A 16,499-nucleotide genomic window follows, 5' to 3' on the forward strand; every position below is an offset into this window, starting at 1 on the left:
GGTAGGTATTGTATGATCAAATTCAGACAAAAGGGCGACTTTTCCAAGCTGACTCGATTTTTGGAAAGAGCAAAAGAGGCAGTTCGTATTGGAGACTTAGATAAGTTTGGTAAAGAGGGAGTAGCCGCCCTTGCGTCTGCAACACCTGTGGATTCTGGGGAAACGGCGAGTTCCTGGTATTACGAGATTGAGAATCGAAAAGGTTCTGTAACGATTTCGTTTCATAATTCAAATATTCAAAATGGAGTTCCAATCGCTATTATTTTGCAATACGGGCATGGAACTCGAAACGGCGGCTGGGTACAGGGGCGAGATTACATCAATCCTGCTATCCAGCCTATTTTTGACAAAATTGCAAATAACGCATGGGAGGAGGTTATTAAGCCATGAGCAGGACAATTGATGAAAGAGTTGTCGAAATGCGATTTGATAATAAACAATTTGAGCAGAATGTTCAAACCAGCATATCGTCAATCGAAAAGCTCGAAAAAAGCTTAAATCTCAAAGGTGCCTCCAAGGGATTAGAGGATGTCAATGTTGCAGCCAAAAACTGTAATATGACGCCGCTTTCCAATGCGGTTGAAACAGTAAAAATGCGTTTCTCTGCACTCGAAGTCATGGCGATGACGGCGTTGTCGAACATTACGAATTCCGCATTAAATGCCGGTAAAAATATTGTTTCGGCATTAACAATCGATCCGATTAAGATGGGCTTCCAAGAATACGAAACGCAGATTAACGCAGTTCAGACAATTCTTGCCAATACGCAGAGTAAAGGAACAACGATTGACCAGGTAAATGCCGCGCTTGATGAGCTGAACAAATATGCAGATCAGACTATTTACAATTTTACGGAAATGACCCGTAATATTGGTACTTTTACGGCTGCGGGCGTGGATTTGGATAAATCAGTAACCTCTATCAAAGGTATTGCGAACCTGGCAGCGGTTTCTGGTTCCAATGCTCAGCAGGCAAGCACTGCCATGTATCAGCTTTCACAGGCGATTGCGGCGGGAAAAGTTAGCTTGCAAGACTGGAACTCCGTTGTAAATGCGGGAATGGGCGGTCAGTTATTTCAAGACGCGTTGAAACGAACTGCTGAACATTTTGGCGTCAACATGGATGCAATGATTGAAAAGTATGGCTCATTCCGAGCATCTTTGACTGAAGGCGAATGGCTGACAACAGAAGTTCTGACTGAAACATTGACTCAGTTATCGGGAGCCTATTCCGAAGCAGATCTTATTGCGCAGGGTTATACAGAGGAACAGGCTAGAGAAATTACAGAACTTGCCAAAACAGCACTGGATGCAGCTACGAAAGTAAAAACATTTACACAGTTGTGGGATACACTGAAAGAGTCGGTTCAGTCTGGATGGACGCAAAGCTGGGAAATCATCATTGGTGATTTCGAAGAGGCAAAAGAGCTTCTAACCGAAGTAAGTAATTCCTTGGGTAACATGGTAAATGCTTCCGCTGAAGCACGAAATAAAATGTTACAGGATTGGAAAGAGCTTGGAGGTAGAACTGCACTGATTGAAGCTGTACGAAATGCCTTCGAAGGTGTTTTGAATATTGTAAAGCCGGTTAAAGAAGCATTTAGAGAGGTATTCCCCCCAATGACTGGAGAACAGCTTTACAATCTTACAGTCGGGCTACAAGAACTTACAGAAAAATTCAAAATAGGTGAAGAAACGGCGAATAACCTGAAGAGAACATTCAAAGGGGTATTCGCTTTATTTGATATCGGACTTCAAGGAATTAAAGCACTAGTTGGCGGATTTGCCGATTTGATTGGTTATGTGGCTCCGGCAGGGGATGGTATTCTTGGCTTTACAGCGGGAATCGGAGATTTCATTGTCGGCATTGATGAAGCTATTAAATCATCTGATGCGTTCAACAAAGCCATAGAAGGAATTGGAAATTTCTTGAAACCGATTGCTGATGGTGTGAAGACTTTTGTAAAAACAATTGCGGATGCTTTCAGCGAATTTGCGAATGTTGATACCAGTGGACTCGATAATTTTGCGGACAAGGTACAGACTCGATTTGAACCGTTTGTAGAATTAGGCGAATTGGTAAAGAAGGCATTTGAAGGGATTATCGGGATTGTCGAGAAGGCATCTCCTGTTTTATCGAAGCTGGGTTCTATTGTTGCGAACGCATTTGGAAACCTCGGAGAAGCGATTCTCACAGCGTTTGATACTGCGAGCTTTGATCCGATTTTGGACTTGATCAATACTGGATTGTTTTCTGCAATTCTGATTGGAGTGAAGAAGTTTATCAACTCTTTATCGGAAATCACAGAAAATGGCGGAGGAATACTTGGTTCGTTCAAAGATATTTTGGATGGAGTCAAGGGAAGTTTAGAAGCATGGCAATCAAGTCTGAAAGCTGGAACTCTTCTTAAAATTGCTGGTGCGATGGCGATTTTGACAGCGGCAATAGTTGCATTATCGCTTGTCGATTCGGGGAAACTGAACGCCTCCTTAGGTGCTTTGAGTGTTCTATTTGTTGAGTTGCTTGGCTCTATGGCTATTTTTGAAAAGATAATGAATGGCGTAGCAATCAAAGGAATGGGGCAGTTGACTATTGCGATGATTGGACTGTCTACTGCTGTTCTTATTCTTGCCGGAGCAGTGCAGAAATTATCCGGTTTGGATTGGGATGGACTTCTGAAAGGATTAGTCGGCGTTGCTGGGTTATCTGCTATTCTGGTGACGTCTGCAACAGCACTTTCCAAAACATCGAAAGGGCTAATAAAAGGTTCTGCTGGTTTGGTAGTATTTGCAGCAGCGATTCGAGTGCTTGTGGGAGCAGTTGAAGATTTGGGAGCGTTAGATGCAGGATCTTTGGCGAAAGGTCTGATTGGAGTTGGCGTTCTTTGCACCGAACTGGCGTTATTCCTGAAAACTACGGATTTGGATGGGATGGGTGTTCTGAAAGGAACCGGTTTAGTTCTTCTTGCGGCATCCATCAATATTCTGGCGGATGCAGTTGGAGCATTTGGCACTTTGGATATTTCCAGTCTTTTGAAGGGATTATCTGCGGTTGCAGTGGTTCTTACAGAACTGGCAGTATTCACCAAAGTTACGGCTAATGCGAAGCATGTGATTTCAACAGCTACAGCAATGACTATTCTTGGAGCAGCCATGCTTGTGTTTGGAGAAGCAGTAGAAAAGATGGGAAACTTGTCCTGGGGAGAGATTGGACGAGGTCTTACAACAATGGCTGGTTCTTTGGCGGCTGTAACAGTTGCGATGAATCTTCTTCCGAAGGGAATGATGTCGAAAGCGACTGGAATGGTGGAAGTTGGTGCGGCATTACTCATCATCGGTGAAGCGGTCCGAAATATGGGTGGAATGTCTTGGGAAGAAATCGCCAGAGGTTTAGTGACCCTTGCCGGTTCCATGACCATTCTTGTTGTGGCACTCAATGCGATGAGAGGAGCACTTCCGGGTGCGGCGGCTGTTCTCACAGTATCCGCAGCACTGGCTGTATTTACTCCAGTTATCAAGACATTGGGAAATATGTCTTGGGAGAGCATTGCCAAAGGCTTGGTGGCACTAGCTGGTTCTTTCACTGTACTTGGTGTTGCTGGAGTTGTGTTAGGACCGCTGACGCCGGCTATTCTCGGACTTTCAGCCGCTATTGCTGTATTAGGGGTAGGGTGTCTGGCCGCAGGTGCCGGTATTCTCGCATTTTCTACTGGACTTTCTGCTTTGGCAGTATCAGGGGCAGCGGGAGCGGCATCCCTTGTGGTGGCAGTATCCAGTATTCTTAGTCTGATTCCATTACTGTTTGAAGCAATTGGAGAAGGAATTCTTTCTCTTGCTGGTGTAATCGCGAATGGAGGACCGGCTATTGCCGAGGCATTTACCGTATTGGTTCTTGCTGCTGTCGAGGCGTTGGTTACGGCTACTCCGGCAGTTGTGGATGGACTGTTTGTCTTGATTGACAGCGTACTTTCGGCTCTGGTTGAGCATACACCGACCATCGTGGAGCAGTTATTCGATATTCTAATCGGAATCATTCAAGCTATCACAACGAAGCTTCCGGAATTGATTAAAGCCGGTGTTGAATTATTGATGGCTTTCTTCGACGGGGTAATCGACGCTTTGAGTGGTATTGATGTGAATGTACTCGTTAAAGGAATCGCCGGAATTGGCTTACTCTCAGCAATCATGCTCGCTCTCAGTGCTGTTGCATCTTTGGTACCGGGTGCTATGATTGGCGTTCTCGGAATGGGTGCAGTCATCGCAGAGTTGGCATTGGTTCTGGCGGCGGTCGGGGCTTTGGCTCAAATACCCGGATTGGAATGGCTCATTGGAGAAGGCGGAAAGCTGTTACAGGGAATTGGTACCGCTATCGGTCAATTTGTAGGTGGTATTGTCGGAGGATTTATGTCTGGAGTTTCCAGTCAGTTTCCGCAAATCGGAGCAGACCTTTCTGCATTTATGATAAATGTGCGGCCTTTCATTGAAGGTGCTACACAGCTTAATCCTTCTATGTTAGACGGTGTAAAAGCATTAGCGGAAATCATTCTTATTCTGACTGCGGCTGATATTCTGAACGGATTGACTTCTTGGCTTACGGGAGGATCTTCCCTGAGCGATTTCGCTACTCAACTCGTTCCGTTTGGCGAAGCAATGCGGGATTTTTCTATTGCTATTGCTGGTATGGATGGGGAATTAGTGGCGAATGCAGCTACAGCCGGAAGAACACTTGCTGAGATGGCATCAACTCTTCCGAATTCTGGAGGAGTAATCGGGTTCTTTACAGGTGAGAATGATATGAGCGCTTTCGGCGCACAGCTTATTCCATTTGGCGAGGCGATGATGGGATTTGCATCCGCGGTACAGGGATTGGATGCCGATGCTGTAACTAACGCTTCCATTGCCGGTAAAGCTATGGCAGAGATGGCAACCACGATTCCGAATTCTGGCGGCGTAGTAGGTTTCTTTGCCGGAGAAAATGACATGGATGCATTTGGCGAGCAGCTTATTCCCTTTGGTGAGGCGATGATGTTGTTCTCACAAGCAGTAAGAGGTTTGGATGCAAATGTAATTGTGGAGTCTGCTACAGCAGGAAAAGCTTTGATTGAATTGGCAAACACGGTTCCAAATAGCGGCGGTGTCGTTGGATTCTTTACTGGAGAGAATGACATGGGTGCATTTGGAGAAAATCTGGTACCGTTTGGTAAGGCGATGAAGTCCTACTCCGATGCGATTGCCGGTATCGATGTGGAAGCGGTTACGAATTCTGCAACGGCTGGAAAAGCGGTGGTTGAACTGGCAAATACTTTACCGAATACTGGTGGATTGGTGAGTTGGTTTACCGGAGACAACGATATTGCCTCTTTTGGGACAAGTCTTGTTTCCTTTGGTAAGAATTTTGCACAGTATTCCAACTATATGAAAAATGTAGACGCGAATATTGTTACTGCTACAACCAATGCTGCGACCTCTATTGTCGAACTTCAGAAAAGTCTTCCAAAAGAAGGTGGATGGTTCTCTGATGATATGACACTTTCCAGCTTCGGTAGTGACATGGCATCGTTTGGTTCCTATTTCGGCAATTATTACAACAGTATCAGCGGTATTGATACAACTCTGCTGTCTAGTGTAATTACCCAGACGAATCGCCTTGTGAGTATGGCTAATGGGATGGTTGGTCTGGACACAAGTGGTATGACTTCTTTCAGTTCCGCGTTGACAACTCTCGGGGAAACCGGTGTAACTGGATTTATCAATGCATTCAATAATGCAGGAACTCGGGTAACAACAGCAGCATCGAGTATGTTGGCATCTTTTATCAACGGAGCAAATGCGAAGAAATCTGAACTGACAACAACATTCATAACCCTAGTTCAAGCTGTATTGACAGCAATTAACGGAAAACAGGGAGAATTTCAAACTAGCGGTTCTACACTCATGGTTAAGTTTATTGCGGGGGTTAGAAGTAAGGATAGTGAACTCAGAACCGCTTTTACAACTACGCTGAGTGGTGCCATAACTGCTATCAAAGATTATTATGGTGAGTTCAAATCTGCTGGCTCATATTTGGTCGATGGTTTTTGTAATGGTATAAGCGAAAATACTTGGAAAGCAGAGGCAAAAGCAAGAGCAATGGCAGCCGCGGCAGCAGAAGCGGCGGAAGACGAATTGGATGAACATTCCCCTTCCAAACGTTTTTATGGAATTGGTGACTTTGCGGGAATCGGTTTTATAAACGCATTGATTGATAACGTTTCAAAAGCTGGTAAAGCCGGACGGGAAATTGCCAAATCTTCTATTGATGGATTGAATGATGTCATTTCCAGAATTGCGGATTATGTAGACGCAGATATGGACGTTCAACCTACTATTCGACCAGTGCTTGATCTATCTGCTGTTGAAGCAGGGACTGGGCGATTGAATACTTTGTTCAGTCGTAATCAGGCTTTGTCCGTTAGCACTGGAATGAATGAGCGGGTTTCAGAGATGGAAGTTCAAAATGGAGAAAGTTCTTCTGCGGGGAACACCTATCAATTCACACAAAATAATTATTCGCCTAAGGCTTTGTCGAGAATTGATATTTATCGACAGACAAAGAATCAATTTTCGGCGATGAAAGGGCTGGTGAGTAATACATGATTAGAGCAGTAACGGTAACTAATTATTTAGGAGAATCCAAGAGATTTGAATTAGCGTTCCCGGAAAAATCCGGGTTCGCTGTTCAATCGATAAGCGGATTAGGACCGAGCAAAGCTGATATTAACACGACTGAAATTTCTACGAATGATGGATCACTGTATAACTCAGCAAGAGTGAATTCCAGAAATATTGTTATGTCTTTAAAACTGATGTTTACCCCTCAGATCGAAGACACAAGACAAGACTCCTACAAATACTTTCCGATAAAGAAGAGAGTGACGCTTCTCATCGAGACAGATAACCGCATTTGTGAGACTTACGGCTATGTGGAATCGAATGAGCCGGATATTTTCAGCAGCGATGAAACGACACAAATTTCCATCGTGTGTCCCGATCCTTATTTTTATTCTGCTGGTTCGGATGGAACCAACACAACTATCTTTTACGGTGTGGAACCTTTGTTTGAGTTTGCTTTTTCGAATGAATCTTTGACTGAATCTCTAATCGAATTTGGCGAGATTAAAAACGAAACTGAGCAGACAGTATATTACTCCGGTGATGCTGAAATCGGGGTTGTGATTACCATCCATGCCATCGGAAATGTGAGAAACATTACGATTTATAATACCGGGACGAGAGAAGTAATGCGCATTGACACTGATAAGTTAGAGAAACTAACTGGTTCTGGAATGGTTGCAGGTGATGAAATCATCATTTCAACGATTAAAGGTGATAAATCAATTACACTTCTTCGAAATGGTATTTATACCAATATTTTAAACTGTCTTGACAAAGACTCAGATTGGTTTCAGTTATCCAAAGGCGATAACATTTTTGCTTATGTGGTTGAAGAAGGAACGACCAATGTACAGTTTAAGATTGAAAACCGGACAGCATTTGAGGGGGTATAGTTATGGAATTGATTGTTCTGGATACTTCTTTGAAAATGCTTTCAGTGCTTGATACCTTCGAGTCGCTTATATGGACGGAGCGGTATTCCGCCTATGGTGATTTTGAGGTATATACAAGCATCAACGATTCTATTCTTGAAATCCTGAAAGACGACTACTATCTCTGGCTGAAAGAATCCGACCAGACTATGATTGTCGAGGATAGAAAGATTGAATCAGATGCCGAAAACGGAAACCATTTCACAGTCACCGGAAGGTCATTGGAATCCATTTTGGAACGCCGCATTATTTGGAAACAAACGATTCTAAGCGGAAACTTTCAAAATGGAATTAAAAAGCTGTTGGATGAGAATATCATCAATCCTTCTGATGCTTCTCGAAAGGTGGAAAGATTGATATTCGAAGCATCAACAGATCCGGCGATTACTGGGTTGACGGTAGATGCACAGTTTACCGGAGATAATCTGTATGATGCCATAAAAAAGCTGTGCGATTCCAAGAATATCGGTTTCCGAATCAAGCTGTCCGACGATAACAAATTCGTTTTTAAACTCTATGCCGGTGCAGACCGTTCTTACGATCAGTTCACGAATCCATATGTCATCTTTTCTCCCAAGTTTGAGAATGTAATCAATACCAATTATCTGGAATCAAAGAAGACTTTAAAAACTGTTACTTTGGTTGCCGGAGAGGGAGAAGGGGCTGATCGGAAGACTACAACTGTAGCTTGTTCGTCTGGAGCCGGAACAGGTTTGAATCGAAGGGAACTTTACACAGATGCCAGAGATGTTTCTTCGACCGTGGATAATGAAACATTAACGGATGCTGAGTATAAAGCACAGCTTTCTCAAAGAGGTTTGGAAAATCTGGCTGAGAACATCGCAACTAAATCGTTTGAGGGAAAGGTTGAAACGACAAGAATGTACCGATATGGAGAGGATTTCTTCTTAGGAGACATGGTCCAGATTGTGAACGAATACAGCATTGAGGGAAAAGCCCGTGTCACAGAATTTATTCGTTCCCAGAGCAAAGAAGGACTTGATTCGTATCCGACATTCGTTACCGTAGAATAGCAGGAAAGGGGTGAAGAAAAATGAGTGTCACTTATGGGTTCTATAACTCAAAGAACAAAGACCGGCGATATGACGCCATTCAAATGTCCAGTATTTTTGACGGAATCATTCGTGACGGCATTTTGCAGCATGTTGGGACTGCTATGATGGTAAAAGAGTCTACTGGCATGATGGTGAATGTCGGAATCGGACGGGCATGGTTTAATCATACCTGGACATTGAACGACGCCTTGCTTCCATTAACTGTACCACAGTCAGAAGTAATTCTGAATCGAATTGATGCTGTGATTTTGGAAGTGGATTCTCGAGAATCTGTTCGAGCAAATACCATTAAAATCGTTAAGGGTACACCGGCTACAAATCCGGTAAAACCATCAATGATAAAAACAAATGATCGTTGGCAATATCCATTGGCGTACATTCGAGTAAATTCTGGGGTTACATCCATACGACAGGCGAATATTACTAATACGGTTGGAACATCGGAGTGTCCATTTGTAACAGCGCCTTTGGAGAAGATGTCTATTGATGCGTTGGTTGCTCAGTGGAAAGACCAATGGGATGCTTTTTATGAAAAAGAAACCTCGGACATGGAGGCAACAAATTCTTTCTGGAAAGACCAATGGTCAAAATGGTTTAATGCACAGACAGAAGAAATTCAACAATCCTATCTGGACTGGGAAAAACAGTGGAATGATTGGTATGCGACGCAAACGGCGGATATGCAAGAAACGAATGCCTATTGGAAACAGTTATGGGCGACCTGGTTCAACGAGTACACGAACAATAATACATCCGAAATGGCTGCATGGCGAGAGAACGCCCAAGCTTTATTTGATGAGTGGTTCCAACAGTTGAAAGATACGCTTTCGGAGAACGTAGAGGCGAATCTGGCAAACCAGATATTGGAGTTGCAGGAGCGAACGAAGATTTTAGAAGAAATTGTAGAAGGAATTCGGACAGAATTTACCGTTTACAATAAACTTTATGATAATGGTTACGAGAACCATGACAAGCTTCTTGATTCATCGGACGGAACTATTATTGATAGTGACATAGATCCGATTGTAGCGAGAGCATACTCCAGTTCTTTGATTCTGGATAGTAATGGACAGCCTATTGATGGTCGCGTTATTTTTTGCATTAGATAAAAAAAGGAGGATATGACAAAATGAAAATTACAGATTATGAGAAAGTTCGTCAGTTGGATGAGAGCAATATTGTCTTGATTGATGGTAACAACGGGACTAAAACGATCTTAGTAAGCGATTTCGCAAAGGCTCTGATCGGCCTCATGAATTCAAAAGATTTTATTTCCGGGGTTAATCTGTCAGAGCTTGATCAAATTAAGACTTTGTCTACAAATGACAAGTTTTTAGTTGGAACTGCGGCCGGAAACAAAGCAATTGGTGCCAATGATGCATTGTTTGCTATTCTGGATTCTTTTGTGCCGAAGGAACAGCGCCGAATGATTTACAGAGGGAAAAACCTTGGAAGTGTTGTTACAGAAGAACAGAAGACCAATATTAAAAATGGTACCTTTAAGGGCTTTTTCTTAGGTGATTATTGGACTATCGGAAGCTATACGTGGAGGATTGTGGATTTTGATTACTGGTATGATTGCGGAGATACTGCATTTACAAAACCTCATTTGGTCATTATGCCGGACAAACCACTTTACAATGCACAGATGAACGCGACGAACATCACTACTGGTGGTTATGTAGGTTCTGAAATGTATAAGAAAAATCTCGCTCAGGCGAAAACATTAGCAGCAAGTGCTTTTGGTAATCTGATTCTTTCTCATCGTGAACATCTGACAAATGCCGTTACGGAAGGATATCCCTCCGGAGGGGCGTGGTTTGATTCTACTTTAGAACTTCCTAATGAGATTATGATGTATGGAAGTCACGTTTTCGCACCGGCTGGAGATGGAAAAATTGTTCCGAATCGATATACAGTTGGAAAGACGCAGCTTGCTTTATTTACTGTGGTTCCGAAATTTATTGCAAACCGTGCGACTTTCTGGCTCAGAGACGTCGTTTCTTCGGCTTATTTCGCTTTTGTGGGCTACGATGGCAATGCGACCTACAGCAACGCTTCGGACTCTTTTGGGGTTCGTCCGGTATTCCCTATTGGTTAGTTTTAATCCAGGGGCCCTGTGCCCCGAAAAAAAACAGTACGCAGGTGACAGCTATCTGTGCTATAAAAAGAAAAAATGAATGAAAGGTGAATGTCAAAATGGATGATAAGATTTATAAGATTACTCTGGCTGATGGGACAGTGATTGATAATCTGAAACTGAACGGAAACAACTTTATTTCGCCTGTGGAAATTGATGAGACCATTTTTGATGGGAACTGCCTAAATGTCACAATCAATGACGGCGAAAAAGACGATGTCCATACGAATATGGAACTGGTACAGATCACAAAGATGGGAGAGGAGTATTGGTTTATACTTCGTGATGTTCCAGAAAATGAATTGGCTTTTATTAAATTACAGTCGGATATTGAATATATAGCCATGATGTCTGAAATTGAACTGTAAGGAGGAGAGCTGACATGAGACGTAGTAAAAATTTTGACAAAGTAAAACGCTATTATAACATGGGAATGTGGAACGAGATGCGTGTCCGAAATGCCGTGAAAATGAATTGGATCACGGAAGAAGAATTTAAAGAGATTACGGATAAGGATTACGCATGAGTGTCCTAGTGAGCGACCGGACAGAATCCAAATTTGAAGCGATTACTTATTCTGTTGAATTACATGATATGTTAATCGAGCTGATGCAGCGTAGCTTCGGAGTAAAAGATTTGGATCATTTTGTCCGGGTAAAATATGCTTATGGAAAAGAGTCCGCTGAGGATTTTTCCAAGTATAGATATTTGATGCTGAATTATAAAAATCGAATAGATCAGCTAGCTTCTATGCTAACGAGTAACATCCGGGCAGCAAATTCTATATATCCGACCACGCTGCATGAATATGAGAAAAGAAGAGATTATCAAAATACAGCCATAGTAAACTGCGAACAACTCTTAAAAGAGTTACAACGAATCGTTGAGATATTCGAAGTGGATGTTAATCTCTATAGTCGCTATGTTAAAGCTATCGACCGAGAAATCGGATTGATAAAAAAGTGGCGTCAACGAGATAACCGAATCAGGTCACAGTTAAAAGGGTAATGTCTAATTATGCGTCGTTTCTTCGGCTAATTTCGCTAATGTGAACAACAATGGCAATACGAACTACAACAACGCTTCGAACTCTAATGGGGTTCGTCCGGATTCTCTGCCTAACCAACAGAGAAGGAGACATTGTCCTTTCCGAAGGGATAAATAGCAAAGCCGGACGCAATTTACTACGGTAAGTATTGCTAACACGGTGAATGATTTATGAACTATGAGGAGATTGTCTGTGACGCCAACAATTTGTATAGGGCTTATAAGGCCTCTGTCAAAACCAGCAAATGGAAAGAAACAACACAGAAATTCATGATGAATTTTCTGAGGTATATCTTTTCTATTCAAGATGATTTGATAAATCGGACACTTCAAAATGGACCGACACAAGAATTCACGCTGTTTGAGAGAGGTCGAGTAAGACCTATAACAAGTATTCAAATTAGAGATCGTATTATTCGACATGTTTTATGCGATGAGATTTTACTTCCTGAAGTGAAAAAGCATATTATTTATGATAATTGTGCTTCGATAAAAGGAAGAGGAATCTCTCATCAGCGAGATAGATTCGAAGTTCATCTTCGTAAATATTATCGTTTGTATGGGAATGAAGGTTGGATATTGTTTGGAGACTTTTCTAAGTTTTATGACAACATCATTCATGAAATTGCCAAACGAGAATTGTTGAGGCTATTTGATGACGATGAATTTATTGATTGGTTATTAACGCAAATTTTTGACGGGTTTAAAATCGATGTTTCTTACATGACAGACGAAGAATATGCCACATGTATGACAGATACTTTCAATAAGTTGGAGTATAGAAATATTCCAGAGTCAAAGTTGACTGGTGAAAAATGGATGGAGAAATCGGTTAATATTGGCGACCAGCTATCTCAGGTTATTGGAATTTATTATCCATATCGGATCGATAATTATGTCAAGTATGTGCGAAGTCAGAAATTCTATGGAAGATACATGGATGACTGGTATATCATGAACCCGAGCAAAGAAGAATTGTTAGATTTGCTGGATCATATTCATCAGATTGCAGAAGAATATGGAATCCATATCAATAGGAAGAAAACTCGAATTGTGAAGATTTCCAGTACATACAAATTTCTGCAAATCAAATATAGTTTGACCGATTCCGGTAAAGTAATCAAACGAATCAATCCAAAGAGAGTTACTGCGATGCGTAGAAAACTCAAAAGGCTTGCTGTAAAAGTGAAGAATGAGGAAATTTCGTATGAAAATGTAGAAAATATGTTTCGAAGCTGGATGGGTGGTTTTTATAAACTTCTATCCAAAGAACAAAGAAAAAATTTAATAGGTCTTTACGAAGATTTATTTGAAAAATCGATTGAGATTGTCAATAAAAAGATGATTATAGTCGATAAAACAAGATAAATATGGGAGGGTACCTATATGGAGCCATGGTTTCAAATGGTAGCGACGATTGTATGTGCAGTTGTCGCTTCTTCTGGTTTTTGGGCATACATCCAGAAGAGAAGCGAGAAAAAAGATGTGAGAACACAGATGTTGATTGGGCTTGCTCATGACAGAATCGTATATCTTGGCATGTCCTATATCGATCGGGGTTGGATTACGCAGGATGAATATGAAAATCTGCATGATTATCTCTATAAGCCTTATGAAAAAATGGGAGGAAATGGTTCGGCGAAGAAAGTTATGTCGGAAGTCAACAAACTACCCATTCATAAATCAACATATACTCAAAAAAATCAGTAGGAGGAATCAATCATGGAACAGATTATGAATTATGTAAAACCGGAACTGATTGTTGTAGCGATTGTTCTGTATTTCTGCGGAATGGCATTGAAGCAGACACAGGTGGTTAAGGATAAATATATCCCTATGCTTCTGGGGGCAGGAGGAATCGTTCTTTGTGGAATTTGGGTTCTGGCAACATCGCCATTAGGTAACGGTCAGGAGATTGCTATGGCGGTCTTTACAGCAATTGTTCAGGGGATTTTAATGGCAGGTCTCAGTAATTATGTAAATCAGATTATCAAACAGGCAAATAAAAATGAGTAATTAGAGCGGGAAACCGTTCTTTTTTATTTTTAAAAGAGAGGATGATACGAATATGGCTATTAACAAAGTAATTTATGGTGGACGGACACTGATCGATTTAAGTGGCGATACTGTCACTGCTGATAAAATTCTCGATGGATTTACAGCTCATGATAAAAAAGGAGAGACTATCACCGGTACTTGTAAGTACGATGTAGATTCTAGTGATGCGACGGCTGCTGTTGCTGAAATTCTTCAGGGAAAGACCGCTTATGTAAGAGGTAAGAAACTGACTGGTACTATGAAAAACAATAGTGCTGTGGCTGGAACAATTTCTTCTAAGGATGAGCAATATACAGTTCCTCAGGGATATCATGATGGTTCTGGTAAAGTTGGAATTGTAGATACAGAAAAAGAAAAATTGGTTCCTGCTAATATTCGAGAGGGTATTACGTTGCTTGGCGTTGAGGGAACGATGTCCGGAACAGAAGACGCCAAACCACAGGCCAAGACAGTTACACCGAAAACCACAGAACAGACTGTATTACCAGATACTGAAGAAGGATATAACTACTTATCACAGGTTACAGTTGCAGCAATTCCGTATCAGGAAAGTGAAAATCCCGCTGGAGGTACCACGGTAACTATCGGGTAGAAGGGAGGCTTAAATGGCTACAAGTAAAGTCGTTTATAGCGGTAAGACCCTCATAGATCTGACCGAGGATACAATCACAGAGGAAACATTGTTGCGAGGTTATACAGCGCATAAAGCGGACGGTACAAAAATTGTAGGGACCGCATTTAAAGACTACCCTTCGAGATATTCGTTTCTCGATACCCTTCAGGATTCAAAGGGGGAGAATATCCTTGATAAAGCGAATAATGTAATACAAGGTGAAACGGTGTATAAAAAAGTGTAGAAATGTCGTTTATTTCTTGAGTATTCCTACATTTTGCTGGAAGAAATGGCTTAAAATCAAGATTTCCTGTTTCGGTACAGGAAGCTGCAGATGCAGGAAAGTTCTAATATTTGTATAGAATATTAAACGTTTATAGCAAAAAATCCCCTCCACGTAAGTGGAAGGGATTTTTTTATTTCTAATCTCTCTGGAAAAGATCTCGGGTATATACTTTATCTTTTACATCATCCAGGATCTGACTGTAACGGTTTGCGATGATACAGTCGCTCAGATTTTTAAATTTATCAAGATCATTGACAACTTTGCTTCCAAAGAAGGTAGATCCGTCCTTCAGGGTTGGTTCATAGATGATCACGGAAGCACCCTTGGCTTTGATTCGCTTCATGACTCCCTGAATAGAAGACTGACGGAAGTTGTCAGAGTTGGATTTCATAGTCAGACGATAAACACCTACAGTGACTGATTTTTCCATGGAAGAATTGTAAGTATTTTCTTCATCATAACCGTAATAACCGGCTTTCTGTAATACACGGTCTGCAATGAAATCTTTACGCGTACGATTACTTTCAACGATCGCACTCATCATATTCTGTGGAACATCGTTATAGTTGGCGAGAAGCTGCTTGGTGTCTTTTGGAAGACAGTATCCACCGTAACCGAAGGAAGGATTGTTGTAATGTGTTCCAATACGAGGATCCAGGCAGACACCCTGAATAATGTTCTGCGTATTCAGACCTTTCATTTCAGCGTAAGTATCCAGCTCGTTAAAGTAGGAAACACGAAGTGCAAGGTAGGTGTTTGCAAACAGTTTTACAGCCTCTGCCTCAGTAAATCCCATAAATAATGTATCAATGTTTTCCTTCAGAGCACCTTCCTGGAGAAGAGCTGCAAAATTGTGGGACGCCTGTACCAGTTTCGGATCATCCGGATCTGTAGCAACGATAATGCGGCTTGGATACAGGTTATCGTACAGTGCTTTGGATTCACGAAGAAATTCCGGACTGAAAATGATATTTGCTGTATTGTATTTCTTTCTGACAGATTCTGTATAGCCGACCGGAATCGTGGATTTGATGACCATGATCGCATGTGGATTTACTTTGAGGACAAGTTCGATCACAGCTTCAACGGCAGATGTATCAAAATAGTTTTTCTGACTGTCGTAGTTTGTCGGTGCCGCAATGACTATATAATCAGCATTTGTGTAAGCAGCTTCGCCATCCAGTGTAGCTGTCAGGTCAAGCTCTTTTTCTGCAAGATATTTTTCGATATATTCGTCCTGAATCGGAGATTTGCGTTTGTTGATCAGATCAACTTTCTCAGGAATGATATCAACAGCAGTAACATGATTGTGCTGTGCAAGTAATGTTGCAATGGAAAGACCGACATAACCTGTGCCTGCGACAGCAATGTTCAAAGGAGAAGGAGATGGCAACCGGGAAGCGGACTGTTCAGTAAATGCTTCATCCGGATCAAATCCAAGGCATTCTCCAAGACTTTCCAGTTGTGGAATTGATGGAATAAAATCTTTTTTCTCCAGACGGGATAACAGAGAACGATTGATGCCGGTAGCATCAGCCAGCTCCTGTTGAGTCATGGATTTTTCTTTTCGCTTGCCGGAAACAAGTTCGGCAAGTCGTGTCATAGATAATTTTTTCATTGAGAATCTTTTTACCTTTCATAAAATGTTATTTTAAATAACAATATATAGCATATAAATTAATTCTGTTTAATTG

Annotated in this window: 15 protein-coding genes; 14 read left to right on the forward strand and 1 reads right to left on the reverse strand. The window is 41.6% G+C overall.

Annotated features, from left to right (window positions below):
• Positions 1-12 precede the first annotated feature (12 nt).
• The 14 genes from LI112_RS02635 to LI112_RS02700 all read left to right on the forward strand — a co-directional run bounded on the left by LI112_RS02635 (position 13) and on the right by LI112_RS02700 (position 14,763).
• The gene (locus LI112_RS02635; protein ID WP_004846980.1) at positions 13-390 is read left to right on the forward strand and encodes an HK97 gp10 family phage protein; all 378 of its coding nucleotides are present in this window, start codon (positions 13-15) and stop codon (positions 388-390) included.
• Positions 387-6,635 carry a tape measure protein gene (locus LI112_RS02640; RefSeq protein ID WP_227190190.1) on the forward strand — a complete coding sequence of 2,083 codons (6,249 nt, stop codon included), beginning with the start codon at positions 387-389 and terminating at the stop codon, positions 6,633-6,635. Before LI112_RS02635 ends, LI112_RS02640 begins: the two co-directional genes overlap by 4 nt.
• Positions 6,632-7,546, forward strand: coding sequence for a phage tail domain-containing protein (locus tag LI112_RS02645; RefSeq protein ID WP_227190191.1), 915 nt, complete (start codon positions 6,632-6,634; stop codon positions 7,544-7,546). Before LI112_RS02640 ends, LI112_RS02645 begins: the two co-directional genes overlap by 4 nt.
• A 2-nt stretch (positions 7,547-7,548) precedes the next feature.
• On the forward strand, positions 7,549-8,619 hold the full coding sequence (locus LI112_RS02650) for a siphovirus ReqiPepy6 Gp37-like family protein (RefSeq protein ID WP_227190192.1): 1,071 nt from the start codon (positions 7,549-7,551) through the stop codon (positions 8,617-8,619).
• 20 nt (positions 8,620-8,639) lie between these two features.
• Positions 8,640-9,770: a hypothetical protein gene (locus tag LI112_RS02655; protein WP_004846976.1), complete on the forward strand. Its 1,131-nt coding sequence runs from the start codon at positions 8,640-8,642 to the stop codon at positions 9,768-9,770.
• Positions 9,771-9,790: 20 nt separating this feature from the next.
• Positions 9,791-10,762, forward strand: a complete 972-nt coding sequence (locus LI112_RS02660) for a hypothetical protein (protein ID WP_227190193.1) — start codon at positions 9,791-9,793, stop codon at positions 10,760-10,762.
• A gap of 98 nt (positions 10,763-10,860) precedes the next feature.
• Positions 10,861-11,169 (forward strand): hypothetical protein, encoded by a 309-nt coding sequence (locus LI112_RS02665; RefSeq protein ID WP_004846974.1) that lies wholly within the window; start codon positions 10,861-10,863, stop codon positions 11,167-11,169.
• Between the two features lie 14 nt (positions 11,170-11,183).
• Positions 11,184-11,327, forward strand: coding sequence for an XkdX family protein (locus LI112_RS02670; RefSeq protein ID WP_004846973.1), 144 nt, complete (start codon positions 11,184-11,186; stop codon positions 11,325-11,327).
• An 8-nt stretch (positions 11,328-11,335) separates the two neighbouring features.
• Positions 11,336-11,809, forward strand: a complete 474-nt coding sequence (locus tag LI112_RS02675; protein ID WP_227190194.1) for a hypothetical protein — start codon at positions 11,336-11,338, stop codon at positions 11,807-11,809.
• Positions 11,810-12,019: 210 nt separating this feature from the next.
• Positions 12,020-13,216 (forward strand): reverse transcriptase domain-containing protein, encoded by a 1,197-nt coding sequence (locus tag LI112_RS02680; RefSeq protein WP_004846971.1) that lies wholly within the window; start codon positions 12,020-12,022, stop codon positions 13,214-13,216.
• An 18-nt stretch (positions 13,217-13,234) separates the two neighbouring features.
• Positions 13,235-13,558: a hypothetical protein gene (locus LI112_RS02685; protein WP_004846970.1), complete on the forward strand. Its 324-nt coding sequence runs from the start codon at positions 13,235-13,237 to the stop codon at positions 13,556-13,558.
• A 12-nt stretch (positions 13,559-13,570) separates the two neighbouring features.
• Positions 13,571-13,864: a phage holin family protein gene (locus LI112_RS02690; protein WP_004846969.1), complete on the forward strand. Its 294-nt coding sequence runs from the start codon at positions 13,571-13,573 to the stop codon at positions 13,862-13,864.
• Positions 13,865-13,916: 52 nt separating this feature from the next.
• Positions 13,917-14,498 carry a hypothetical protein gene (locus LI112_RS02695; RefSeq protein WP_004846968.1) on the forward strand — a complete coding sequence of 194 codons (582 nt, stop codon included), beginning with the start codon at positions 13,917-13,919 and terminating at the stop codon, positions 14,496-14,498.
• Between the two features lie 13 nt (positions 14,499-14,511).
• On the forward strand, positions 14,512-14,763 hold the full coding sequence (locus LI112_RS02700; protein ID WP_004846967.1) for a hypothetical protein: 252 nt from the start codon (positions 14,512-14,514) through the stop codon (positions 14,761-14,763).
• A 178-nt stretch (positions 14,764-14,941) separates the two neighbouring features.
• On the opposite strand, the gene LI112_RS02705 is transcribed toward LI112_RS02700, so the two are convergent.
• Positions 14,942-16,423, reverse strand: a complete 1,482-nt coding sequence (locus LI112_RS02705) for a nucleotide sugar dehydrogenase (protein ID WP_055065481.1) — start codon at positions 16,421-16,423, stop codon at positions 14,942-14,944.
• Positions 16,424-16,499 lie beyond the last annotated feature (76 nt).

Source organism: Blautia sp. 210820-DFI.6.14, from assembly GCF_020558815.1.
Lineage (GTDB): Bacteria > Bacillota > Clostridia > Lachnospirales > Lachnospiraceae > Blautia_A > Blautia_A obeum.

Excerpts from the sequence above, each read along its gene's own strand:
- LI112_RS02680 (WP_004846971.1), top strand. The coding sequence starts at position 12,020 with ATGAACTATGAGGAGATTGTCTGTGACGCCAACAATTTGTATAGGGCT.
- LI112_RS02645 (WP_227190191.1), top strand. The coding sequence starts at position 6,632 with ATGATTAGAGCAGTAACGGTAACTAATTATTTAGGAGAATCCAAGAGA.
- LI112_RS02635 (WP_004846980.1), top strand. The coding sequence starts at position 13 with ATGATCAAATTCAGACAAAAGGGCGACTTTTCCAAGCTGACTCGATTT.
- LI112_RS02640 (WP_227190190.1), top strand. The coding sequence starts at position 387 with ATGAGCAGGACAATTGATGAAAGAGTTGTCGAAATGCGATTTGATAAT.
- LI112_RS02655 (WP_004846976.1), top strand. The coding sequence starts at position 8,640 with ATGAGTGTCACTTATGGGTTCTATAACTCAAAGAACAAAGACCGGCGA.
- LI112_RS02665 (WP_004846974.1), top strand. The coding sequence starts at position 10,861 with ATGGATGATAAGATTTATAAGATTACTCTGGCTGATGGGACAGTGATT.
- LI112_RS02685 (WP_004846970.1), top strand. The coding sequence starts at position 13,235 with ATGGAGCCATGGTTTCAAATGGTAGCGACGATTGTATGTGCAGTTGTC.
- LI112_RS02660 (WP_227190193.1), top strand. The coding sequence starts at position 9,791 with ATGAAAATTACAGATTATGAGAAAGTTCGTCAGTTGGATGAGAGCAAT.
- LI112_RS02650 (WP_227190192.1), top strand. The coding sequence starts at position 7,549 with ATGGAATTGATTGTTCTGGATACTTCTTTGAAAATGCTTTCAGTGCTT.
- LI112_RS02700 (WP_004846967.1), top strand. The coding sequence starts at position 14,512 with ATGGCTACAAGTAAAGTCGTTTATAGCGGTAAGACCCTCATAGATCTG.
- LI112_RS02690 (WP_004846969.1), top strand. The coding sequence starts at position 13,571 with ATGGAACAGATTATGAATTATGTAAAACCGGAACTGATTGTTGTAGCG.
- LI112_RS02705 (WP_055065481.1), bottom strand. The coding sequence starts at position 16,423 with ATGAAAAAATTATCTATGACACGACTTGCCGAACTTGTTTCCGGCAAG.
- LI112_RS02670 (WP_004846973.1), top strand. The coding sequence starts at position 11,184 with ATGAGACGTAGTAAAAATTTTGACAAAGTAAAACGCTATTATAACATG.
- LI112_RS02695 (WP_004846968.1), top strand. The coding sequence starts at position 13,917 with ATGGCTATTAACAAAGTAATTTATGGTGGACGGACACTGATCGATTTA.